16 protein-coding genes are annotated in these 23,621 nt (G+C 73.1%); 9 read left to right on the top strand and 7 right to left on the bottom strand.

Going from position 1 to position 23,621, the window contains the following annotated elements:
- Positions 1–14 precede the first annotated feature (14 nt).
- Positions 15–1,733: a bifunctional 3'-5' exonuclease/DNA polymerase gene (locus tag AFM16_RS21680; RefSeq protein WP_078634344.1), complete on the top strand. Its 1,719-nt coding sequence runs from the start codon at positions 15–17 to the stop codon at positions 1,731–1,733.
- Here the strand turns inward: AFM16_RS21680 and AFM16_RS21675 are convergent.
- The 4 genes from AFM16_RS21675 to AFM16_RS21660 form a co-directional block, all read right to left on the bottom strand.
- On the bottom strand, positions 1,693–5,091 hold the full coding sequence (locus AFM16_RS21675; protein WP_078634343.1) for an AfsR/SARP family transcriptional regulator: 3,399 nt from the start codon (positions 5,089–5,091) through the stop codon (positions 1,693–1,695). The two genes, AFM16_RS21680 and AFM16_RS21675, sit on opposite strands and share 41 nt — an antisense overlap.
- A 270-nt stretch (positions 5,092–5,361) precedes the next feature.
- Positions 5,362–6,255, bottom strand: coding sequence for a glycosyltransferase family 2 protein (locus AFM16_RS21670; protein ID WP_030798488.1), 894 nt, complete (start codon positions 6,253–6,255; stop codon positions 5,362–5,364).
- A gap of 131 nt (positions 6,256–6,386) precedes the next feature.
- A complete protein-coding gene (locus tag AFM16_RS21665; RefSeq protein WP_078634342.1) occupies positions 6,387–6,803 on the bottom strand; it encodes a DUF3052 family protein in 417 nt (138 codons plus the stop codon).
- Positions 6,804–6,807: 4 nt separating this feature from the next.
- Positions 6,808–7,227, bottom strand: coding sequence for an ATP-binding protein (locus AFM16_RS21660; protein WP_078634341.1), 420 nt, complete (start codon positions 7,225–7,227; stop codon positions 6,808–6,810).
- A 139-nt stretch (positions 7,228–7,366) separates the two neighbouring features.
- Here AFM16_RS21660 and AFM16_RS21655 point away from each other — a divergent pair, with 139 nt between their 5' ends.
- The 5 genes from AFM16_RS21655 to AFM16_RS21635 all read left to right on the top strand — a co-directional run bounded on the left by AFM16_RS21655 (position 7,367) and on the right by AFM16_RS21635 (position 13,763).
- Entirely contained in the window at positions 7,367–8,212 is an 846-nt protein-coding gene (locus AFM16_RS21655; protein WP_078634340.1) for a helix-turn-helix domain-containing protein, read from the top strand.
- 8 nt (positions 8,213–8,220) lie between these two features.
- A complete protein-coding gene (locus AFM16_RS21650) occupies positions 8,221–8,424 on the top strand; it encodes a DUF397 domain-containing protein (protein ID WP_078634339.1) in 204 nt (67 codons plus the stop codon).
- A gap of 108 nt (positions 8,425–8,532) precedes the next feature.
- On the top strand, positions 8,533–9,333 hold the full coding sequence (locus AFM16_RS21645; RefSeq protein ID WP_078634338.1) for a hypothetical protein: 801 nt from the start codon (positions 8,533–8,535) through the stop codon (positions 9,331–9,333).
- Positions 9,330–11,615 (top strand): bifunctional serine/threonine-protein kinase/ABC transporter substrate-binding protein, encoded by a 2,286-nt coding sequence (locus AFM16_RS21640; RefSeq protein WP_078634337.1) that lies wholly within the window; start codon positions 9,330–9,332, stop codon positions 11,613–11,615. Before AFM16_RS21645 ends, AFM16_RS21640 begins: the two co-directional genes overlap by 4 nt.
- A 3-nt stretch (positions 11,616–11,618) precedes the next feature.
- A complete protein-coding gene (locus tag AFM16_RS21635) occupies positions 11,619–13,763 on the top strand; it encodes a bifunctional serine/threonine-protein kinase/ABC transporter substrate-binding protein (RefSeq protein ID WP_078634336.1) in 2,145 nt (714 codons plus the stop codon).
- Positions 13,764–13,768: 5 nt separating this feature from the next.
- On the opposite strand, the gene AFM16_RS21630 is transcribed toward AFM16_RS21635, so the two are convergent.
- Positions 13,769–14,227 (bottom strand): hypothetical protein, encoded by a 459-nt coding sequence (locus tag AFM16_RS21630; protein WP_078634335.1) that lies wholly within the window; start codon positions 14,225–14,227, stop codon positions 13,769–13,771.
- A gap of 237 nt (positions 14,228–14,464) precedes the next feature.
- On the opposite strand from AFM16_RS21630, the gene AFM16_RS21625 reads away from it, so the two are divergent.
- Positions 14,465–16,090, top strand: coding sequence for a CDP-glycerol glycerophosphotransferase family protein (locus tag AFM16_RS21625; protein WP_245177761.1), 1,626 nt, complete (start codon positions 14,465–14,467; stop codon positions 16,088–16,090).
- Here the strand turns inward: AFM16_RS21625 and AFM16_RS21620 are convergent.
- Positions 16,087–18,105 carry a tetratricopeptide repeat protein gene (locus AFM16_RS21620; RefSeq protein ID WP_078634333.1) on the bottom strand — a complete coding sequence of 673 codons (2,019 nt, stop codon included), beginning with the start codon at positions 18,103–18,105 and terminating at the stop codon, positions 16,087–16,089. The two genes, AFM16_RS21625 and AFM16_RS21620, sit on opposite strands and share 4 nt — an antisense overlap.
- 150 nt (positions 18,106–18,255) lie before the next feature.
- On the opposite strand from AFM16_RS21620, the gene AFM16_RS21615 reads away from it, so the two are divergent.
- The gene (locus AFM16_RS21615; protein WP_078634332.1) at positions 18,256–20,055 is read left to right on the top strand and encodes a hypothetical protein; all 1,800 of its coding nucleotides are present in this window, start codon (positions 18,256–18,258) and stop codon (positions 20,053–20,055) included.
- A 9-nt stretch (positions 20,056–20,064) separates the two neighbouring features.
- On the opposite strand, the gene AFM16_RS21610 is transcribed toward AFM16_RS21615, so the two are convergent.
- A complete protein-coding gene (locus tag AFM16_RS21610) occupies positions 20,065–21,414 on the bottom strand; it encodes a hypothetical protein (RefSeq protein WP_078634331.1) in 1,350 nt (449 codons plus the stop codon).
- A 430-nt stretch (positions 21,415–21,844) separates the two neighbouring features.
- On the opposite strand from AFM16_RS21610, the gene AFM16_RS21600 reads away from it, so the two are divergent.
- The gene (locus AFM16_RS21600) at positions 21,845–23,566 is read left to right on the top strand and encodes a hypothetical protein (protein WP_078634330.1); all 1,722 of its coding nucleotides are present in this window, start codon (positions 21,845–21,847) and stop codon (positions 23,564–23,566) included.
- Positions 23,567–23,621: the final 55 nt, after the last annotated feature.

Genomic DNA, 23,621 nt, shown 5'->3' with positions numbered 1-23,621 from the left:
GGCAGACTCGCGGTGTGGTCGATCGGTGGGTGCTCGCTCCGGTCGAGGACGGCGGCGTGGAGCTGGCGGCCCTCGGTCCGGACGGGCTGCCCGCCGGTCCCGTACTGCGGGAGGCGGATCTGTCCCGGGCCGTGCGCGAGCGGCCCGAGGTCACCCGCTGGGTCTGGCGTTCCACGGCCGAGGTGTATCCGCGTCTGCTCGCCACGGGGGTGCGAGTCGAGCGGTGCTACGACGTCGAGGACGCCGAGACCCTCCTCCTGGGCCACGAGGGGCGGTACGGGGAACCCCGCTCCGCGGCCGCGGCCCTGGCCCGGCTGCGCGGCGGCCCCGTACCGCCCGACCCGCCGCAGCGGTCCGCCGCGCCCGGCGCCCAGTCCTCGCTGTTCGAGCCGCAGTCGGTGCGCTCGGCACCGATGCCGCTGGCCGACCTCGCCGAGGTCTACGCCGAGCAGCAGCAGCGCCACGACCGGGCCGGGCACCCCGACCGGATGCGTCTGCTGACGGCGGCCGAGTCGGCGGGGATGCTGGTGGCCGCCGAGATGAACCGCGCGGGTCTGCCGTGGAGCGCCGAGGTGCACCGCGCGGTGCTCCACGACCTGCTCGGCGAGCGGTACGCGGGCGGCGGCGAGCCCCGCCGCCTGGTGGAGCTGGCCGAGGAGGTGTCCGCCGCGTTCGGCCACCGGGTCCGCCCCGATCTGCCCGCCGATGTGATCAGGGCCTTCGGCCGGGCCGGGATCAGGATCAGATCGACCCGGCGCTGGGAGATCGAGTCCCTCGACCATCCGGCCGTGAAGCCGCTGATCGAGTACAAGAAGCTGTATCGCATCTGGGTCGCCCACGGCTGGTCCTGGCTCCAGGACTGGGTGCGCGAGGGCCGGTTCCGGCCCGAGTTCCTCGCCCACGGCACGGTCACCGGCCGCTGGGTGACCAACGGCGGGGGCGCCCTCCAGATCCCCAAGGTGATCCGGCGGGCCGTGGTCGCCGACCCCGGCTGGCGGCTGGTCGTCGCCGACGCCGCCCAGATGGAACCCCGCGTCCTCGCGGCGATCTCCCGCGACCCCGGGCTGATGGAGGTGGCGGGCCGGGAGACCGACCTCTACCAGTCCGTCTCCGACCGCGCCTTCTCCGGCGACCGCGACCAGGCCAAGATCGCCGTTCTCGGCGCGGTCTACGGCCAGACCTCCGGCGACGGCCTGAAGAACCTCGCCGCGCTGCGCCGCCGCTTCCCGCGCGCGGTGGCCTACGTCGACGACGCGGCCCGGGCCGGGGAGGAAGGGCGGCTGGTGCGCACCTGGCTCGGCCGGACCTGCCCGCCGGCCGTCCGCACCGGCGACGACGGCACCGAGGAGGCGGGCATCCCGCTGGACGAGGACGACTCCGGGACGGGCGGCGGGAGTGGGGGCGCAGCGGAGCAGTGGGGCCCCGGCTACGCCTCGACCGACGCCCGCGCGCGGGGCCGCTTCGCCCGGAACTTCGTCGTCCAGGGCAGCGCCGCCGACTGGACCCTGCTGCTGCTCGCCGCGCTCCGCAGAAGCTGTGCGGACATGGCGGCCGAGCTGGTGTTCTTCCAGCACGACGAGGTGATCGTGCACTGTCCGCGGGAGGAGGCCGAGGCGGTCGTCGCGGCCATCCGCGAGGCGTCCGACCTGGCCGCGCGGCTGACGTTCGGGGAGACGCCGGTGCGGATTCCGTTCACCACGGCGGTGGTGGAGTGCTATGCGGACGCGAAGTGAGCCGGGTGTTGTTTTGTCCCCTCTCCTCCGCGAGGAGGTCCCACAGTTCGCGGACGACCGCCGTCGCGTCCGTCCCGTCCAGAGCCGCCAGGGCCCGTCGCCACTCCTCGTACGCCTCGTCCGGCCGCCCCCGCTCAACCAGCAGCAGGCCGTACTGGTGCCGGGCGAGGCCGCCGGTGTAGCGGTCGGCGCGGGTCTCGGCGCGGCGCAGGAGTTCGGCGCACTCCCCGAGCGCCCGTTCGGTGCGGCCCAGCAGCCGCAGCGCGCGGACGGCGCCGAGCCGGGTCTGGGACTCGCCGTGCCAGTCGCCGTGGCCGCCCAGGATGCGCAGGCTCTCCTCGAAGTGCGGCAGGGCGGCGGCCGGTTCGCCGAGGGAGAGATGGGCGTAGCCGATGTTGCAGTGCGCCGAGTGCCGCACGATCACGGCCCCGATCTCCTCCCCCAGGGCCAGCGAACGCCGGTGCTGCTCGATGGCGGCGCGCGGGTCGGTGTGCTCGTAGAGGTTGCCGAGGTGGCTGTGGGTGACGGCCTCGCCGTAGGGGTCGTCGAGCTGCCGGGAGTACTCCAGGCTCTGGCGGAGGGCGGCGCCGGACTCGTCGTAGCGGCCGAGGTTCTCCAGCAGCAGACCCCGGTTGTTGAGGCAGCGGCGGATCCAGGAGGGGCGGCCGAGGCGGCGCCAGATGACCAGGGCCCGTCCGTTGAGCGCGAGCGCGTCCTTCTGGCGGCCGGTCAGGAAGTGCAGGCCGGCGAGGTCGCCCAGCGCGTACGCCTCGGCGGCCTCGTCCCCGAGCCGGCGGGCCGTGCGCAGCGCGGTGCGCCCGAGCATCTCCATCTCGGCGACCCGGCCGCGGCGGTGGAGATAGGGGAAGAGCAGCCGCAGCAGGGTGGAGACGAGGGGCGCGTCCCCCGAGGCGTCGGCGCGGCTCTCCACCAGGGCGACGATGTTCTCCAGCTCCGCGTCGCCCCAGGCAAAGGCCGCCTCGGGACCGTCGAAGGGCGGTACGGCCCGCACGTGCTCCTCGTGCGCGGCGGGCTGGGCCGTGGTGGGGCGGCGGCGGTCGTCCCGGTCGAGCCCGGGGGCGACGATCGCGGTGAGGACGTGCTCGGCCCTGGCCGCGTACCAGTGCAGGGCCGTCTCGGCGGCGGCGCCCGCGTCCCGGGTGCCCACGAGCTCGCGGGCGAAGTCCCGCACCAGGTCGTGGGGCACGTACCGGCCGTACGCCGTCTCCTCCAGGAGCGCCACGTCGACGAGCCGGTCCAGGGCGGCCTCGGCGTGCCGTTCGTCGGTGCCGGTGAGCCGGGCCAGCAGGGGTGCGCCGTAGGCGGGCAGGTCGAGCGCGCCGATGTGGCGCAGGGCGAGCGCCGCGTCCCGGTCGGTACGGCGGGCGGAGGCGGCGAGCCCGTCGTGGGCGACGGCGAGGGAGCGGCGGACGCTGAGGTCGTCGTACTCCAGGTGGTACAGCCGGCTCTCGGCGGCGGCGAGCTGCCGGGCGAGCGCGTCCGGGGTGAGCGCGCGGCGGGCGGCGAGCCGGGCGGCGACGATCCGCAGGGCGAGGGGGAGGCGGCCGGTGAGGGCGATGAGGGGGTGGGTGGCGTCGAGGGGGTGGGGGGTGTCGAGGGGGTCCGGGGTGCCGTGCGGGCGCGGGGCGTCGAAGGGGTCGGGGGTGCCGTGCGGGCGCGGGGCGTCGAAGGGGTCGGGGGTGCCGTGCGGGCGGGAGGCGTCAACAGGGTTGGCGGGTCTGATGGGCTCAGTGGGGCTGCTCGGCTCGGTGGGGTCGAATGGGCTGGCGGGCCCGGTGGGGCCGGTCGGCCCGGTGGGCTCGACGGGGCTGGCGGGTCTGATGGGTCCGGTGGGCTCGACGGGGCTGGTCAGCTCAGTGGGGTAAACGGGGCTGGCAGGCCCAGGCGCGGTGAGCGGTCCGCGGCCCGACGCGGCGCGGAGCAGGCGGGCGCTCTCCTCGCCGGTCAGCGGCCCGAGCGGGAGGCGGTGGGCGCCGTCCAGGGCGGTGAGCGGGGAGCGGCTGGTGACGATGACCGCGCAGTCGGGGCCGCCCGGCAGCAGCGGGCGGATCTGGGCGGCGGTGGCGGCGTCGTCCAGGACCAGGAGCGTGCGGGTCGGGGCGAGCAGGGTGCGCAGCAACGCGGCGGCCGCGTCCGGGTGTTCGGGGATGTGCCGGGGCTCGGTGCCGAGGTCGCGGAGCAGGGCGGCGAGCGCCTGGCAGACGGGCAGGGGGGTCATGCCGGGGGTGGCGCCGTGCAGGTTCAGATAGAGCTGACCACTGGTGAAACGTTCCTTCAGGGCGTGTGCGAGCTGGAGCGCGAGGGCGGTCTTGCCGACGCCTGCCATGCCGCTGATGACGACGACCGGGGTGCCGTCGGACGCGGTGAGGGTGTGTTCGAGGAGGCGGAGAGGGGCGTCCCGTCCAGTGAAGTGAGCGGGCGGCGGCGGGAGTTGGGCGGGGCGCCGGATGTCGGGCGGAGGGGTGACCGGGGCGGCGCTGGCGGCGGGCGGGGTGCTCACGGTCGTCGTGCGCGTCTCCTCCTCCGGTGAGCGCAGCACCTCCACATGGGCCTCGCGGACCGCCGGGCCCGGTTCGATGCCGAGGTCCTCGACGAGCCGGGTGCGCAGATCGCGGTGGACGGCGAGCGCCTCGGCCCGGCGGCCGGTGCGGTACAGGGCGAGCATGAGCTGACGGTGGTACGCCTCGCGCAGCGGATGCTCGGCGGCCAGCGCCGTCAGCTCCGGGACGATCCGGTCCAGCCGGCTGCCGCCGAGGGCGAGTTCGGCGTCGTAGCGCCACTCCAGCAGGAGCAGCCGGGCCTCGGACAGGCGCTGGGCGAAGGCGTAGCCGCCCAGTTCGGAGGGAAGGCCGCTGAGCGGGGTGCCGCGCCACAGGGCGAGGGCGGCGGCGCACTCGCGCACGACCCGCTCCCAGTTGCGGGCGGCGTACGCTCCGCGCGCGGCGGCGATGTGACGGTCGTAGAGGTGGACGTCCAGTTCGCCCTGGGCGACGCGGAGTTGGTAGCCGGGCGGGACGGCGCGCAGGCGCTCCGGGTCGTCGAGGAGGCGGCGCAGCCGGGTCACGTGATTGTGCAGCGAGGCGTGCGCGGAGGCGGGCGGCGCGCCGCCCCACAGGATCTCCTTGAGCGTCTCGACGGGGACGACCCGGCCGGCGTCGAGGAGGAGGGCGGCGAGGAGGGCACGCACCTTGGGGCTGCGGACGGTCTCGTACGGTACGCCGGTGCCCTGAGGGTCGTGAGGCTCTTGAGGGTCGTGAGGATCCGGGGCGGCGGTGCAGTACAGCACCGGTGGGCCCAGCAGTCCGAAGCGCAGCTCGCACTGGCGTCGCCGTGTCACCCCGTTCCCCGCCTTCCCGCGCGCCCATGCCGTGTGACCAGCGAGGACATGGTGAACCGTTGGTCGTATGTTAGCGATCCGTTGGTGCGATCTGATGTGATCACATCACTGAATCCGGCCCGACGGTACGCGCGTGCAGACGCGTTGCTCGGGGGAGTGTCGCCGCCGTGGCCGGGTTCGGAGGCGCGCGCGGGCCCCGGTCGTCGGAGGTGAACGACCGGGGCCCGCGCGCCGTTCATGGCGGTGTGGCGCGTGCTGTCGCCGCCCGGCTCAGATGACCGGCGGCCGGCCGAGCCGGGTCAGACGCCAGACCGTGCGCCAGCGCATCGGCCGCCGCGCGCCCGCCGGTGTGCGCACGCCCTCCACGAAGCCGCCGAACCACGCCTTGAGCCCGCCGAGCGAGCGGGTGCGCAGCAGGGTGACGGCCGTCCAGACGCCGAGGTGCACGGGTATCAGCGGCAGCGGGAGGTTGCGCCGGACCAGCCAGACGCGGTTGCGGGCGGTGACGCGGTAGTAGATGGCGTGCCGGGCGGGTGAGGTCTTGGGGTGCTGGAGCAGCAGCTCGGGGGCGTAGAGGATCTTCCAGCCGGCGTCGGTGGCGCGCCAGGCGAGGTCGGTCTCCTCGTGCGCAAAGAAGAACTCGGCGGGCCAGTCGCCGGTCTCCGCGAGCATGGCCATGCTGAGCGCGTGGCCGCCGCCGAGGAAGCCGGTGACGTAGCCGCCCTGCATGGGGTCGGAGGCGCCGACGCGCGGTACGTGGCGGCGCTGGGTCTCGCCGTGCTCGTCGGCGATCCGGAAACCGACGATGCCGAGGCGGGGGTCGGCGGTGTACAGCTCGCGGACGCGGCGCAGCACGTCGGCGTCGACGAGGAGACCGTCGTCGTCCAGTTCCACGACGACGTCCACGTCCCCGTACTCGCGCAGACGGGCCAGGGCGACGTTGCGGCCGCCGGGGCAGCCGAGGTTCTCCTCGACGTCGATGGTGGTGACCTCACCGGGCAGGGAGAGGCGCTCGGCGAACTCGGGGAGCCGGCAGCCGTTGCCCACGACGACGATCCGGGCCGGGGCGAGGTCCTGCTTGGCCACGGACTCCAGCAGGGCGTCCACCTCGGCGGGCCGGTTGCCCATCGTCACCACGGCAACGGCGATCCTCGGCTCCGCCATGTCGCTCACACCCCTCACCCGCTGACTCCGTCTGTTCACGAAGATGTTGCCTCACGCGGGGAGGTTGCTCCGACGGCGGTTCACTTGGTGCCGGGTTTACGGTGATTTCGAGTTACGGCGGCTTCTTCGGGTTACGGCAATTGCGGCTTACGGCGGTTCTCCGTGCGGCGGACGAATTTCAGGCCCGACCAGTCGTCGCCCAGCGCGGCGACCTTCACGTCGACGACTCCGAGGGGGAGGAAGAGGTCGCGCAGGTCGTTCTCGGTGAGGTCGCTGTGGTGTCCGGCGGCCCTGCGGGGCCAGGCGATCCAGAGCATGGCGTCGTCGGCGAGGTCGTGGACGAGGGCTGCGGTCTCGGCGGCGAGGTCGGCGTGGGCGCGGTAGAAGGCGACGGTGACGTCCGCGTCGCGGGGGCCGCCGGGGCGGGGGGTGACGCCGTCGGGGAGGTCGGGTACGGCCCACCCGGGCGGGGCGTGCCGTAGCCGCAGCCGGTGACCTGGCCGGATGCCGAGTTTCTTGGCGAGGGGAGTACCGGGGTGACCGCTCACGTCTTCACGGTAGCGCGGGTCCCAGTTCGCACCACACGAGCTTGCCGCGGCGACCCAGCCGGGCGAGGGGTTGCCAGCCCCAGGTGTCGGCGCAGGCCCGCACGATCGCGAACCCGCGTCCGCTCTCGGAGTCGGTGAGCTTGTCGAAGTCGCCGGGTGGCCGGGGTGGTTGGGGGTCGCTGTCCCATGCGCCGATCTGGAGGGTGCGGTTGCGGTAGCGGATCCGCAGGGCGGCGGGGCCCTTGGTGTGCTGTACGGCGTTGGAGATCAGCTCGGAGACGAGGAGTTCGGCGGTCTCGGTGAGGTGGGGGAGGTGGTGGAGGGTGAGGATCAGGCGGAGGGTGCGGCGGCAGACGGGGACGGCGCGGGGGTCGGTGGGGATGTAGAGGGTGTACTCCCAGGCGTCCGGTTCGGTTTCGGGCATGCGTCAGCTCCAGATGGCGTGAGGGGGCACGGAGGTGATTCCTTTGCGTGAAGTACGCATCACAGACGGTAGGGGCCAATCTTGGTCCACCGCAAGCCGCTGCCCTAATCTGAACCCGAACGAGTTCAAGGAGGAAGTCGTGGCCCGCAGAACGCAAGTGACCGCCCGTCAGGAACGTCTGGGGGCCGAACTGCGGAAACTCCGCGAGGCGGCGGGGCTCAAGGGGCGTGAAGCGGCCTCACTCCTGGGGACGGACGCGGGCCGGCTGAGCCAGATCGAGTCCGGCGTCGCGGGGGTCAGCGAGGAAACCGTGCGGCGGCTTGTCGCCCACTATGCGTGTACGGACGCCGCGTTGATCGAGGCGTTGGTGGCGATGGCGACGGAGCGGGTCCGGGGCTGGTGGCATGGGTACCGAGGAAAGTTGCCTACGGCGTTCCTCGACCTGTCCGAGTTGGAGCATCACGCCACCCACTACTGGGATGTGAGTTTTCTGCACATCCCCGGACTGCTCCAGACCGAAGCCTACGCACGCCAGATCCTTGGGTACCGAGTGCCCGAACTGCCCTCTGCGGAACTTGAACTACGAGTGCGCCACCGACTGGACCGTCACGTCATCCTGGAGCGAGCAATCCCCTACACAGCAGTAATCCACGAGGCTGCGCTCCGCATCAGGGTCGGCGATCGAGCAGCAGCGCGCACTCAACTCGATCACGTCCTGGACCTCTCGGAACGGGACCACATCACAGTGCGGGTCATCCCCTTCGACCTGGACAGGTTCGCCGGGGCCGACAGCGCGATGGTGTACGTGGGCGGCACGGTCCCCAAGCTGGACACGGTCGTACGCGACGGCCCACACGGAACGGCATTCATCGACTCGGAGGCTCAACTCGGCCGCTTTCGAACGCTCTTTCGTAGGATGGAAGGCGTATCACTGGACCCAGAACGCTCGCGCGCGTTCGTCCACCAGTTGGCGAAGGAAATGTGAGGCGCTCGATGGACGTTCCCAGCACCTGGCAAAAGTCCTCCTTCTCCGGCAGCGGCGACGGCAACGCCTGCCTCGAACTCACCGCCACCCCCACCACCCTCCACCTCCGCGAATCCGACACCCCCGCCACCATCCTCACCACCACCCCCACCCCCCTCGCCCACCTCCTCACACGCATCCGCACGGACGCACCGACCCACCAGTCGCCGTAGCCGAGGAGAGCCCAAGTCCCCATCCCCGTACTCGAGTTGGGTATCGCAACCCGCCCCCGTACGCCACACTGGCTCCCAGGATCGCAGCCCTACGGATCGGGAGCTGGGATGGTCGCGTGGAGACCCTGGCCGGGTGCGGTGGTGGGGGTGCTGCTGCTCGTGGGGTGTACCGGTGGGACGCCCGAGCCCGGCCCCACCGGTTCCCGGAAGGCGTCCCCGACACCGGTCGCCCCCGCCCCCGCCCCCTCCGACTCCCCTTACACCGTCACCGAAGACCACGCCCCCCGCACCCACGCCGAGGCCGCCGCCTTCGTCCAGGAACTCGGCGTACGGGCGGACCACTTCGGCGCGGGGTTCCGCGAAAGGCCGCCCCTGGACAGCCGTACCGACACCTGGGCCGTGCTCGGGGAGGACTGCGTGTGGCGCCGGGAGCCGTTGCCCGACACCGCGTTGGCCGGTCTCACCCGGAAGTTCGAGTTACCCGCAGACGGCGGCAAGGGGCCGGTGTACGTGTCGTTGACGGTCACCGTGCACCGGGACACCACAGCCGCGCGCCGCGACATGGCCGTATCGCTGGAAGAGGCCCTGCGCTGCCCGGAGCAGCGGCTCAACGCCACCGACCGGGTACGCGGACTGTACTCACGGGCCGACGAGTTCACGGACGGCCGCAACTCCATCGCCGACGACAACCTGGTGGAGAGTGGCGAGTACCTCGTGGACGGCGACGACACCGCGCTCCCCTTCGACTGGTTCAAGTACCGGCTCGGCCCGGTCACCGTCGCCGCGACCGGCCGTATCGGCGCGGGCCGGAACGAGGAGGAGACGACCGCCGTCTCGCAGGACGTCGCGAAGGGCGTCGGCTTCACCGCCGCCGAGGTGGACCGCCTCGCCAAGGAGGGCGCGCGATGAATGAACCGCTGCTCCCCTCCGACCCCTCCCGCGTCGCCGGTTTCCGGCTGCTGCGGCGGCTCGGCGCGGGCGGCATGGGCGTCGTCTACCTGGGACGCACGGACACCGGCACGCCGGCAGCCGTCAAGGTCGTCCGGGGCGAGAGCGCCGCCGACGCCGGCTTCCGCGCCCGTTTCGCCCGGGAGGCCGAGCTGGCCCGGCGCGTCGACAGCCCCTGGGTGGTCCCCGTGCTCGACGCGGACGCCGAGGCCGACGCCCCCTGGCTGGCGACCGCGTTCGTGCCGGGCCCGTCGCTCACCGAGGCGGTCGCCGCGCACGGCCCCCTGCCGACCCGCTCCGCACGCGTCCTCGGCAGGCTGCTCGCCGATGCCCTCGCAAGCGTGCACGCGGCCGGCCTGGTGCACCGGGACGTCAAACCGGGCAACGTCCTGCTGGCCCTGGACGGCCCCCGGCTGATCGACTTCGGCATCGCGCGCGCCGCCGACGACACCGCCCTCACCGCCTCCGGCCTCATCGTCGGCACCCCCGGTTTCCTCGCCCCGGAGCAGGCGCGCGGCGAACCGGCCGGGCCCGCGAGCGACGTCTTCGCACTGGGCGGCGTCCTGGTCCACGCCACGACCGGCAGGCCGCCGTTCGGCACCGGGGAGCCCGACGCCCTGCTGTACCGCACGGTCCACGACGAGCCCGACCTCGACGCCGTACCGGAGGCGTTACGTCCGCTGGTGGCGCGGTGCCTGGCCAAGACGCCGGAGGAACGGCCCACGGCAGAGGAACTGCGGCAACTGCTCACTGACCCCGTCAACGACACCCCCTGGCTCCCCGACCTCGTCGCCCGCATGATCGCCGTACGCTCCGCCGAAGGGCTCGCCCTGCCCGAGATCGAGCCGACGGCCGTCGACGCGGCGGCACCCGACGCCCGGGACCCCGGCCGCCGTCGCCTGCTCCTGGCCGGTGGCGCCCTGCTGCTCGCCGCGGGCGGCGGCACGGCGGCCGCCCTCCTCGCCACCGGAGACCGCGACGACGAAGACCCCTCTGCCGACACCCGCCCCACCTACGTCCTCGGCGTGCACACCACGGAAGGCACCGCCGCCGCCCCCTTCAGCCGGGCCTGCGAGGACGCCGCCCGCCTCGCCGTCGACCAGCACAACGCCACCCGCGGCCGCGCCTACGACCTGCGGATACGCGTCCTGCGGGACCACGGCGACGCGTCCGGCGCACGCGAGGTGGCCCAGCGGTTCAGCGCCGACCGAGAGGTCATCGCCGTCTTCGGGCCGGTCGGCGAGATCCCGATGCGGACCGCCGCGAACGTCTACGGCACGGCCGGCCTCACCCATGTGTCCAGCACCACCGGCCAGCAGGACTACTACCTGCCGTCCCCGAAGTCGTCGTTCCAGACCGGCGTCGCCCACACCGCGCTCGGCGGCTGGATCGCGCTGCACGCCTTCGTGACCGGCGGCCTCGGCCGGCTCGGCCTGGTCCTCGACCGGTCCGGCGGGCCGGTCGTCCAGGACCAGGCCACCCTGCTGGTCGGCCAGTGGCGGGACACCCTCGGCGCGGCGGTCCTGCCGAGGGTCGTGGCCGAGGGCACCGACGACGGCCGGGCCGCCGTCCGCTCGCTGCTCGACGCCGGGGTCACCGCCGTCGCCTACCTCGGCCCCCTGGACGCCACCGTCCGCGCGGCCCAGGACCTGGCCGCGGCCCGCTTCGACGGCCCTCGCTGGATGCAACACCTGCTCTACGGCTCGGAGTTCCCACACCGGGCCGGTGCGGCGGGCGAGGGCTGGTACGTGGTCACCTCGGCCGTGGACCCGTCCGCGCTGACCTCACCGGAGGCCCGCGACTTCACCGCCGCGTGGCGCCGCCGCCACGGCACGCCGCCCGGACCGTACGCCACCGAGGCGTACGACACCGTACGGATGCTGCTCGCCGAGTTCGCCGGGACGGTACCGGCCGCGGCGTCGAACGGCACCGTGGCGGGCGGCACCGGAGCACCGGCCACCGTGGCGGGCGGCACCGGAACACCGGCCGCCGGGGCGAGCAACACCGGTACGCCGAACGCCGGTTCCGGGCACCGACCCGCGCGGGCGGCGCTCGCCGAACGGCTGGCCGAGGCCAGGTACCAGGGCATCGCCCGCCCGTACCGCTTCGGCGCGTACCACCAGTACGAGGCCGACCAACGCGGTTGGGCGGACGGCACGTTCGTCCACCAGGTCAGCGGCGGACGCTTCCGCCAACTCGGGTCGCTCACGGACCTGGAGCGCACCGGCAAAGCCGACGGGTGACAGGTGGAACGGCTGCTGCCCTCCGACCCTTCCACGATCGGCGGTCACCGGCTCGTGGGGCGGCTCGGCACGGGCGGGATGGGCGTCGTCTACCTGGCGCGCTCCCCGCGCGGCGGGGCCTGGTGCGCGCTGAAGGTGATCCGCGCCGAGTACGCCGACGACCCCGGCTTCCGGGCCCGGTTCCGGCGGGAGGCGGATCTCGCGGCGCGGCTGACGGGCCGGTGGACGGTCCCCGTCGTCGCGGCCGACGCCGAGGCGCCCGCCCCGTGGCTGGCCACCGCCTACGTGCCCGGCCCCTCCCTCGCCGAGGCCGTCGCTCTGCACGGCCCCTGGCCGGAGACCCAACTACTGTCCCTCGGCGCCGCGTTGGCCGAGGCGCTGGAGGGGGTGCACGCGTGCGGGCTCGTCCACCGTGACGTGAAGCCCGCGAACATCCTCCTCGCCGCCGACGGGCCCCGTCTGATCGACTTCGGGATCGCCCGCGCGGTCGGCGTCACCGCCCTCACCGCGGACGGCACGGTCGTCGGCTCCCCCGGCTACCTCTCCCCCGAACAGGCCCGCGGCCGTACGGTCGGACCGCCGAGCGACGTGTTCTCCCTGGCCTGCGTCCTCGCCCACGCGGCCACGGGGCGCCCGGTGTTCGGCGCCGGTGGCGCGGCGGGCGTCCTCTACCGCACCGTGCACGAGGAACCGGACCTGGACGGCGTACCGGCGGCGCTCGCCGGGATCGTACGGCCGTGTCTGGCCAAGGAACCGGACACCCGCCCCGGCGTCCCCGAACTCCGTTCGCTGCTGGGCCCGTTCGACGCGGACGGATGGCTGCCGGCCGGTCTCCCCGCGCTGGTCGCCGCCCGCGCGTCCCGGGTCCTCGACCTGCCGACGCCGGAGCCGACGGCTGTTGACGGGCCCCCGGACGATTCTTTAGGACCCGACCAACCCGGGACGACGACAACCCGTCGGCGACTGCTGGCCGCCGGGGGTGCGGTCCTGGGGGTCGCGGCGGCCGGTGCGGGCGCGTGGTGGGCGGTGGAGGGCGACAGGGGTGGACGGCGTTCCTCGTCCGCGCCGGGCGGCTCGGCGGCGCCGCGCCCCCGCCAGGTGATCGGCCTGCTCGGCGACCGGTCCGACACCGCGTTCACGGCCCAGGAGCGCGGCGCGCGCCTCGCCGTCGACCGGCACAACCGCACGGCCGACCGGGCCTTCGACCTCGTCCTGCGCACCGCCGACGACGGCGGCACCGCGAAGGGGTCCGCCGCCGCGGCCGCCCGGCTGGCCGCCGACCCGGACGTGGCCGTGGTGATCGGCGCCGGGACGAACGCGACCGTGCCCGCCGCCGTCCCCGCCTGCACCTCCGCGCGCGTGACGCTGCTGGTCACGCGCGCGGACACCGACCGGCTGGAGGGTGTCGTCCTGACCACCGCGCTCCTTCTGCGCTCCACGAGGACCGCCGGTCCGCCCGCGATCCTGCGCCACCTCAACCGGGTGGTGAAGCCCGCGCGCACGGTGCTCGTGCACGACCTGACCGACGCCGCCGAGAGCGCGCCGACGGTCCGTATCGTCACCGTGCACGACAAGCTCGACGGCGAGGCCGTGGTCGAGGAGGTCGCCGCCGGGGCCGGCTTCGGACCGATGGCCCGCCGCACGGCCGCCCGCCCGGACGACGCGGTGCTCTTCGCGGGCCTGCGCGCCGAACGCGCCGCCGCCTGCGCCCGCGCACTGCGCGAGGCGGGACACCGGGGCACGCGCGTGGCGACCGAACACGTCACGGGCGCCCGCTTCCTCGCGGAGGCGGCCGCGGAGGGGTGGTGGATCGGCACCGGGTACGCGGACGCGGCCGCCGACCCCCGCGTCGCGGAATTCACCGCCGCCCACCGCGACCGGCACGGCAGCGCCCCCGCGCCCTGGGCCGCCGAGGCGTACGACGCCGTACGGTTCGCCGCGCACGGCCTGACCGCCGCCGGCGACGACGGCCGCACCGCCCTGCGCTCCGCGCTCCTGCGGCGCCCCTGGCAGGGCATCACGCGCCGCGTCGCCTTCAACGCGGAGTCGCAGTTCTACGACCCGCCGGAGGACGGAGGCGCGTTCCTGTACCGGGTGACGTCCGGGGTCCTACGGTTCATGGCTCGCGCGGACGACATCGGGCGGTAGGGAGGTCATCGGGGCGGTTGGCAGCACTCCTGGGCCACGGACACGAACTCCAGCTTGGCTCGCTTGAGTTCGTCGGGCCGCTCGTGACGCCGCAGGCTGTCGACGAGGTGTTGAGCGGCGGTGGCCGCCTCGGGCGGACCCTCCAACAGCACGCCGCTCAGGGCGCGTTGCAGGGCGACCTCGTCGTCGGCCTGACCCCGGCCGTTGCGTTCGGCGAGGATCCTGGCCTCGGCCGACCCGAGGAACTCGGCGTAGATCTGGCGGCGGAGCGCGAACTCACGGTGGTCCGACTCGGCGCGCAGCGTCATGCGCACCGAGTCGAGCAGCGCGTCCGCCTGCCGGTCACCCGCGTGGCGTGCGGCGTCGGCCTGCCGGATACCGGCGGTGCGCGTGTACCAGCCGGTGACGACACTGCCCGCGACCGCCGAACCGGCGGCGATCAGCGCGATGGCCCACTCACTCATGGGGCCATCCTCGCGAGGAGCCACGGCACGGCACACCACGCTTGCCGAATGTGCGGCGCGGATCACTCTCGGCGACGCTCGAACGCTGCGCGATAGGATCGGCCCATGTCGCTCGACGACGCGAACGAACCCACTCCGACCTGCGGAAACACCCCTCCCCGCCCGCCGGTCCCCGCTAGACTGGACACTCGGGCGACGGGCGACGGGCGGACTGTGTTGTTCGCGGCTCGGTCGGCGGTGGCTCTCTATCGGCTGCTCGACGTGCTCCCCGCCCTCTCCGGTGACCACCGCATCACCCGCAGGTTCACACTTGTCCCCGGCTCCGACTACGACACCGACACCCTCGCCGCGATCGACGCCCTCGGCGGACGCACCGTGCCCTGGGCAGAGGCGTGCGAACGCTCCTACGACCTCGTGGTCACCGCCAGCCCGAAGGGCGACCTGCACCTGCTGCGCGGCCCCCACGTCCTCCTCCCTCACGGCGCCGGCTTCAACAAGTCGATCCCCGGCGAGGGTTCGGCCGACTCGGCGTCCGGTCTGGACCCGGAGTTCCTGCGCCGCGCCGCCCGCCACGAGGGTGCCCCGATAGCACTGCACGCCCTGGCCCACCCCGACCAGGTCGCCACCGTGACCGCCGTCGACCCGACCTCAGCCAGCCGCGCGAAGGTGATCGGCGACCTCACCCTGGAACGCGTCCTCGCCTCCTCGCCCCTCCGCGACCGCTACCGGGCGGCCCTGGGCACCGGCGCCCGCACACTGCTGGTCCTGACCTCCACGTGGGGACCGGAGTCCCTCATCCGGCGACACCCCGAGCTACCTGCCCGACTCGCACGGCAATTGCCGTACGACGAATACCAGTTGGCGTTCATCATCCACCCCAACGAGCGCAGCCTGCTCGGGACGTACGAACTCACCGAACGCCTGGCCCCGGCCCTCGACGCCGGGATGATCCTTGCCGGGGCTCACGACGAGTGGGCCTCCGTCCTGATCGCCGCCGACGCGCTGGTGACCGACCACGGCTCGGCCGCGCTGTACTACTGCGCCGCCACCGAGGACCGCCCCGTCGTGAGCGTCCATGGAGGCGGTGGCGAACTGATCCCGGGCAGCCCGATGGGCGTGCTCCTGGACCGGGTACCGCAGTTGGACCGGGCGGAGGACATCGCCGAGGCGCTACGGGCGTACCATCCAGGCCCCGGAAAGGCCGCCGCCGAGGCCGCGTTCGCGCCTCCCGGTGACGCCGTGGAGCGCCTACGGACCGAGGTCTACGCCCTGCTCGGACTGACACCACCGACCCACCGCGCCGCGCCCCGCCCGCTCCAGATCCCCGCGCCCTCCCGCCGGGTCCCCGCGGCCTTCGACGTCCATGTGGAGGCCACCACGAACGACGGCGTCCGGATCACCCGGCACCCGGTAGGCACCGGCGGTCCGCCCGGCCATCACCTGGCCGTGGAACACGGCGCCGCGAGCGAACAACTGGCCCGTTCGGCGGGCCTGTTGTTGCGCCGCCCGCTCCTGGCGCCCACCCCCGCCCCGGTGGACCTGACCTGGACGGCCGACGGCTGGACCCGGCACACCCTGTCCGCCTACCCGGGCTGCCGCGCGGCCGCCGCACTGCTGCCGTCGGGCGAAAGCCTGCTCAGGGTGCGCGGCCACGAGCAGCCGTACACCGTCCGGGCAGAACCACTCACCGAGGGCGAACGGATCGTACGACTCGACCCGTCGGTAGCCCTGTCGGCCGCGCACGCACGACTGCTCGCGCGCCCAGGCGAAATGCCCGCCCGCCTCAACTGCCACATTGGAGAACGGACGTTCCACATCACCATCCGCCCGGCCACAGAGGCAGAGGCGATGGCGGCAATCTAGAGCAGACCATTCCGCTGCCGAAGGGCCCGCGCAGCCACCCGATGCTCCTCGGCCTCCGCCAAGTGCCCGTCCCCCGCATCCAGTTCGGCGAGGGCATCGTGGACGCGGGCCGCGTCGAAGCCCGACCGCCGCCGGTCGGCCCGCCCGAGGGACTGCTCGTACAGCTCACGGGCATCGTCCGCCCGGCCGAGGCGGTGCAGGACACCGGCGAGGGCGAACGCCGAGCGCCCGATCAGCCTCTCACGCCCCTGCGCCACGAACCCGGCGTACGCCTCGGACAGCAGCAGCCGCGCGGCATCAAGGTCACCGGTCTTCGCGCTCGCCTCGCCCATCCGATAGGTCTGGAGCAGGACGCCGTAAGGATTGGGGATCGCCTGGTGCAGATCACGGGCACCGGAGAAGTCGGCGAGGGCCGAACTCCACTCGCCCCGAGCGCCCTTGAGCATCCCGCGGTGCTCGACGGCAGAGGCGGCAAGCTTGCGGTCCCGTTCGGAGTCGCCGAGGAGTTCGAGGGCGGACATCGCACCGTCGATCTGCTCCTGGGCGGCGGTCAGTTCCTCCGACTCCCAGAGCGGTCGGGCCAGTTGGCAGCGCGTACGCACGAGCCAGCCGGCGTTCCCGCCGTACCGGACCGCCGAGTCGACGGCGCGCCGAAGGACCTCGACAACCTCGGACTGGTGGGGATGGTCGAGGGCGTGCGTCCATACGGGCTCGGACAGGGCCACGGTCTCGGTGTCCAGGCCACGGGCGTGGGCGAGGCGGGAGCACGCGAACAGCACATGGCGTTCCTCGTCGAGCCACCGCGCCGCGCGTTCGGCGCGCGCGGCCCGCGACGCCGCGTCCTCCGCCGCCTCCGGGTCTTCCAGCGAGACGTCCGGAACTCCGGGCAGGGGATCCAGCAACGACACGACGGTCAGCCGACGCCCGGCGGCGTACCGGTCGGCAAGCTGAGCCTGCCGGACCAGCCAGCGCACCAGCCTGACCTGCGCCTCGGCCACCTCCCCGTCGGAGGCCTCCCGGCGGGAGCGGCGCAGGGCGTGCCCGCGCTGCGGCCCGGGCAGCCGCATCTGACCGGCGACCGTCAGCGCGAGCAGACGCAGGTCGAGTAACCCGGCCCGGTCCAGTTCCTCCAGGGCGTCCTGACACTCCTCCGGGTCCAGCCCGGACAAAGCCGTGGCGGAGTGAAGCGTGAAGGTCTCACCGGGGTGGTGCGGAAGCAGCCGGTAGAGCAGGGCCGCAGGACGCGACAGATCCTCGTAGGCCATGTCCCAGACGTGCTCCACACCGGACACGCCCTTCTCGTCCAACTCGGCCCGGAGGTCGGAGACAACACGGGCGAGCGGCCGCAGCCGGTGCGTACGCACCCAGCGTCCCGCCACATGCAAGGCCGCGGGGAGCCCGTCGCACAGCCGGACCACCGACCGCACCGCCTCCGGATCGGCGGCCAGCCGGTGGTCGCGGACGATCAGCTCCAGCAGCTCCGTGGCGGCCCGCTCCTCCAGCGGCGCCAGCGCCAGATCCACCGCGGCCCCGGCCTCCAGGTCGTGCAACGGACCGTGACTCGTGACGATCACCACGCTGTCGCCCGACGCCGGCAGCAGCGGGACGACCTCCGAGGCGTACCGCGCGTTGTCCAGCAGAAGCACCAGCTTCGCGCCGGAGGTCCTGTTCCAGTACTGCCTGCACCGGGCCGCGTACGACCGCTGCACCTGGTCCTGTGCCACATCGAGGGAACCCAGCAACTGGGCAAGCACATCCCCGGGATCGAGCACCCCGTCGGTCCGGAAGTCATCCAGATCGACGGACAACGCCCCATCGGGGAAGGAGTGTTGGTCGAGCAGCGTACGGGCGATCAGCCCGGCCAGCTCCGTCTTCCCCAGACCACCCGCCCCGCTCACCGCCAGAACCAGCGGCCGCGAACGGCTCCGCCACTCGGTCACGGCCCGCAAGGCGCGTTCCCGCTCGTCGTCACGATTGACGAAGTACACCGGCTCCGGCGGAAGTTCGACCCTCACCACAGTCCCCCTCGACCATCCACAGCGTGCTGATCAAGCACTCTAGAGACTTTTCCCGACGGACGGGCGGAGGCACCCTTTTCGAACACGCGCACCCCGATAACATCGGCGAGGGCGACGGACTCGATCAAGTCAGGGGTACGAGCAAGCGTGACAGGCGAGTCGGTGTGGCTACGCGTACCGGTGGGCGAGGACGCGCACCGCTGGATCACCCGCACAGGCTGCCGCCGCGTCCTCTTCATCATCCACAACGTGACCTCCGCGACCCGCCTGCTGGACGTACTCCCGCTCTTCCACAGCGACATACGAGTCCAGATGTTCGCCACGTGCACGGGTTCGTCACCCTTCCTGTCCGGCGTACCGGAACTGCTGGCCCAGGCGGGACTGCCGGTACTCCCATGGGAACAGGCGAAGGCGACGGATTTCGACCTGGCGGTGTCGGCCAGTTACGGCGGCGAACTGAGCGCTATTCAGGGAAAGTTGGCAGTGCTGTCCCACGGGATGGGCTACAACAAGCGGTTGCGGACGCCGGAAATCAAGCCCAGGACTTCGCCCTCTGGACCCCAGACACCGGTCTTCGGCCTGTCGCCGGAGTGGCTCCTGGAGGACGGCCGTCCGCTCGCGGCCGCCACGGTCCTTTCGCACCCGGAGCAGCTGGAGCGGCTGCGCGCGTCCTGCCCCGAAGCGGCTCCCACCGCGGTGCTCGCCGGGGACCCCTGTTACGACCGCATCCTCGCCGCTCTGCCCCAACGCGACCGTTTCCGGCGTGCACTGGGGGTGGGGCCCGACCGACGGCTGATCGTCCTCAGCTCGACGTGGGGACAACGTTCCCTCTTCGGCGGAGCCAACGCCACAGAGCCGGCGGGCCTGCTGCCCTGGCTGCTGTCCCGTCTGGCGACGGAACTGCCGACCGACGAGTACCGAACGACCGCTGTTCTGCATCCGAACATCTGGTACGGCCACGGTCCTGGCCAGGTCCACGCGTGGCTGGACAGCGCGCGCCGAGCCGGCCTTGAGGCGATCCCTCCGCTCGACGGGTGGAGACAGGCCCTGATCGCGGCGGACTGCGTGATCGGGGACCACTCCAGCGTCACCTACTACGCGGCATCCATCGGCATCCCTGTCCTCCTCGGAGCGTTCCCCCAGGAGGATCTCGACCCGCTGTCCCCGGTGGCCGCCTTCGGCCGTACGGCCCCCCGTCTCCTCCGTCACGGCAGCCTCCGCGCGCAGATCGACCGAGCGATCAGCTCGCACGACCCCGGCCTCTACAAGGAGCTTGCAGAGCTGGCAAGTTCGTCACCCGGTGAGTCGGCCGCCCTGCTGCGCCGCTTGTTCTACGGCCTCATGGACCTGCCCGAGCCCTCAGGGCACGCGGCACTGCTCGATCCGCTGCCACTGCCGCCGTACTCTCCCGTTCGCGTCACGGCGCCGATCCGCGTTCTCGTACGACAGATCACTACCGATCCTCCGGAACTCGCCCTCACCCGGTACGCCGTCACAGACGACGGGCCCGATCCGTCGCAGGACCCTCCGGTGCAGGTCGACACCGCGCACACGGTGATCGACGAGGAGACGCGGGAGGCCGATCGGCTGCGCGTCGCCGACATCGTCGTACGACAGGCCGCCGGGGACGATCCACGACTCGGTCCGCCGGTCGTCTGGGCGTCGGAGGCCCTCGACCGCTACCCCTACTGCGGTCTGGCCGCCTATATCGACGGCCCGGACCGCTGTGTCGTCCGCACCCGTGAGGGAGACCTCGTGCGGTTGTCCGCCGCGGCGGACCCCGACGGGCGGACCGACCTGTGTGATCCCGCCGTCTACGCCTCGGCGCTCTACGCCTGGCTGGCGAGTGGCAGGGCCCTGGCGTCCGCCACGCCCGCGATCACCGTGCGCACGGGGGCGGCGAGACACCGCGTCGCCGTCGAACCGCTCTCCGCCTCGACACCGTGAACCGGTCGCTCACGGCTCCCCCTCGGCCAGCCTCGCCCGCACCCATGCGAGAGCGGCCCGGTCACCGTTCTCCTCGAAACACGCGGCGGCGGCGCGTAGATCCTGTGCTTGCTGCGCCCGGTGGCCGTGGAGGCAGTGGTACTCGGCCCTCGCCATGAGGGCGTCGGCAAGTTGCAGTCCGGCGCCCGCCTCGGTCATGGCCTCGACGGCCCGGTCCAGGCATGCGCGGGCGCGTTCCGGGTCTCCCTCGGCAAGGTGTACGCCGCTCAGGCTCATGTGAACACGGCCCTCGTTGTAGGGGTCGCCTCCCGGCAGCTCACGCAACCGCGCGAGGGCGCCGTTCAGCCGGGCTACGGCGGCGGGAAGGTGCCGCTGCTCGGTCTCGGCGCGGCCGATGTGGTGCTCCAGCAGGGCGGTGGCCCGGGGTACGTCGTCCCATCCGTCCTCACCCGGGCCGATGCGCCCCAGGATCTCCTTCGCCTCCTCGAAGCACTGCTGGGCCTCCGCGAATCTCCGCTGCCTGTGGCGCAACAGCCCCACCGCCTCGACCGCCGTTGCCTCCCCACGGTGATGACCACATGCCCGGTCCGCCGCCCTGGCCTGCTTCAGCGCGTCGTCGGCATCGGTCATGTTGCCGATCCCCATGTAACCGAAGGCGAGTTGGGCCCACATGCGTCCCAGCGCACGCCGATCGCCGCCCCTCGCCGCGCTGCGTCGCGCGGCCTCCACGCCGAGCAGATGGGTGTCGATCCACTGGGTGTGGAAGCCGAGCAGCAGATGCAGTCCCCACATGGCCTCACACAACTGCCATACGAGGTCGTAGAAGCCGTACCGAAAGGCCGCCCGGATGGTGGCCGCGAGGTTCTCCCGTTCGCGGCGCAGTTCCGCCAACGCGCGCTTGCCGTCCGCCAGGTCACGGTGTTCCGGGAGCGTGAGCCCCTGGTAGGCGGGGCCGAGTCGCCACCTCAGCGGCATGACCCGGAAGTCCGCGCCCGCCGCGAAGTGCAGTTGCGCCACCGCCGCCCGGTGGACCGCGGCGGCCATACGGTCGTGACCGTCCTCGGACACCGCCCGTTCGTGGGCGTGCGTCCGGGCCGGCGGACGGAACCGGTAGCGCTCCTGCCCAGCCTTTTCGATCAGACGCAGTCGGGCCAACTGCTCAAGGAACACGCGGGCTTCGCCCTCTCCGACACCGGCGGCATGCGCGGCACAGCGGACGGTCACGGTCGGCCACGCACACACCGCGAGCGCACGGTAGAAGGCGGCGCCGGCGGGGGTCAGTCGGCGGTAGGAGACGTCCTGGTCGAGACGGGCGAGATGTGCCGGGGTCTGCGTGACATCGGGGCTTCCCTGTGGCACGGCGGGGCCTTCCTGGTCGTGACCGTGTATCCGGTCGGACAACTGCTGCTCGACGCGCTTCAGATCAGGTGCTCGCGGACGACCGGACCGGCACACGGGGTTCACACCATGCGTGCGTCACGGTCACCGCGATTTCGATACCGTGTACGAGTTCACATGCCCGTCCGCCCGCCGGGAAACCGGCCGAAAGATTGCAAACCGGCTTGAGATGCGCTAAGCACCATCGCCGCGAGCCGCGAGCCGCGAGCCGCGAGCCGCGAGCCGCGAGCCGCGAGCCGCGAGCCGCGAGCCGCGAGCCGCGAGCCGCGAGCCGCGAGCCGCGAGCCGCGAGCCGCGAGCCGCGAGCCGCGAGCCGCGAGCCGCGAGCCGCGAGCCGCGAGCCGCGAGCCGCTGACCAGTCGGGGGCAGGGGTTTGTCAGAGGCGGCCGCCTTGTTCGGTAGCCAGCCGCCGCTTCGCGTTCCCGTAGGGGCCGACGCCCACCGGTGGAGCACCTTCCAGAGCGAACGCACTCTTGTCGTCGCCGCCCGCACGGTCACCTCGACCGTACGGGTCCTGGAGACCCTGCCGTCGCTCCTGCGCGGAGACGGCCGGGTGACCGTCGTCTTCGCCCACGACCCCACGTCCGCGTTCAACGCCGGTGTCCTCGACCTCCTCCACGAGGCCGGATGCCGGGTCATGCCGTGGGAACAGCTCGGCCGGACGACCCCCGACCTCATCCTCACCGCCAGCGAGAACATCGACGTGCCGGAGGGCGACTGTCCGGTGCTGGTGCTGCCGCACGGCATCGGCTTCCAGAAGTACGTTCCGGATTCCCGGAGTTCGACGGACAGACTCTCCGGCGTCGTACCGGACTCACTGCTCGAGTCGGGGCGCGCCTGGCTGGCCGTCTCGCATCCGGCACAGGAAGAGCAGTTGCTCGCCACCCACCCGAAGTCCGCAGGACACACGCTGCTGGTCGGCGACCCGTGCTACGACGAGCTGGTCGTCAGCCGGTCACGCAGGAACGCGTACCGGGACGCGCTGGGGGTCGCGGAGCACCAGCGTCTGGTCATGGTCAGCTCCACCTGGGGACCCACCTCGCTCCTTGGCCGCCATCCGGATCTGCTGTCGCGTCTGCTGTCCCAACTCCCCTACGACGACTACCGGGTGGGTGCGATCGTCCACCCCAATGTCTGGTCGGCCCATGGAGCGTGGCAGATCCACACCTCGCAGGCCGCCGCCGCCCTGGACGCGGGCCTGCTGCTGATGCCGGCCGTCCATGCCTGGCGGCCCGCGCTGGTCGCGGCGGACGTCGTGATCGGCGACCACGGTTCGGTGACGCTGTACGGCGCCGCGTCGGGTACACCGGTGCTGCTGGCCGCGTTCGGGAGTGACGCCGTGCCCGGGACCGCCGTCCACGATCTGGCGGCCGTGGCACCGCGCCTCGACACCCGGGGGGACCTGCTCCGGCAGGTGGAGGACCTGATCCGTGAGCACACTCCCCGGCGGTACGCGGCGGTCGCGGAACGGGCCTTCGCCGAACCGGGGCAGGCCCTCGCCAGGCTCCGCACCGCCCTCTACCGCCTGCTGAATCTGGCCGAGCCGGCGTCCCCACCGCCGTCGCCCCTGCTGCTGCCCGTACCGGACCCACCCGCCTCACCGGTCACGTCGTGGCAAGTGACCACCCTCGTCACCGGAGACAGCGAGGCACCGACGGTCTCCGTGCGCCGCTTTCCGGCGGCAGCGACCGCGCACGACGACGCACACCCGGACACCTCCACCTGCTCCACCCATCTGGCCTGCGTCGACGACGAACGCGACCACCGCTTGGCCGAGAGCGCTTCAGTCCTCGTCCGGCGCCGGGCCGCGTCCACCTCGGTCGGCGCCCTCCGCTGGATCGAGGAGACACTCGCCCGGTTCCCCGGAAGCCTCCTCGCGGTCTCGGACGTTCGCGGAGGCTGCTGTCTGGTCGGGCTCAGGGACGGCCGGATCGTGGAGGCGGCGACCACCGGACCGGTGACGGATCCGACCCTGCCGGCCGCGGTCGTCTACGCGTGCCTGCGCGCGGGCCGCCCGCTGGACGACACCCACGTGACGCTGCGGATCGGTGCCGGCCGGGACGAGGACGTCGCCCTCCGCGTACGCCCCCGCCCGCACCGGCCGCGCTACTGATCGAGATCCTCCAACCGCCGCCTCAGCTCCTCCGCCAAGCGACTGCCGGCCGCCT

The organism is Streptomyces antibioticus, from assembly GCF_002019855.1.
Lineage (GTDB): Bacteria > Actinomycetota > Actinomycetes > Streptomycetales > Streptomycetaceae > Streptomyces > Streptomyces antibioticus_B.
The sequence above is the reverse complement of the archived record's forward strand: the minus strand, read 5'-3'. Positions and strand labels throughout refer to the sequence as shown.

Excerpts from the sequence above, each read along its gene's own strand:
- AFM16_RS21670 (WP_030798488.1), bottom strand. The coding sequence starts at position 6,255 with ATGGCGGAGCCGAGGATCGCCGTTGCCGTGGTGACGATGGGCAACCGG.
- AFM16_RS21660 (WP_078634341.1), bottom strand. The coding sequence starts at position 7,227 with ATGCCCGAAACCGAACCGGACGCCTGGGAGTACACCCTCTACATCCCC.
- AFM16_RS21650 (WP_078634339.1), top strand. The coding sequence starts at position 8,221 with ATGGACGTTCCCAGCACCTGGCAAAAGTCCTCCTTCTCCGGCAGCGGC.
- AFM16_RS21645 (WP_078634338.1), top strand. The coding sequence starts at position 8,533 with ATGGTCGCGTGGAGACCCTGGCCGGGTGCGGTGGTGGGGGTGCTGCTG.
- AFM16_RS21640 (WP_078634337.1), top strand. The coding sequence starts at position 9,330 with ATGAATGAACCGCTGCTCCCCTCCGACCCCTCCCGCGTCGCCGGTTTC.
- AFM16_RS21630 (WP_078634335.1), bottom strand. The coding sequence starts at position 14,227 with ATGAGTGAGTGGGCCATCGCGCTGATCGCCGCCGGTTCGGCGGTCGCG.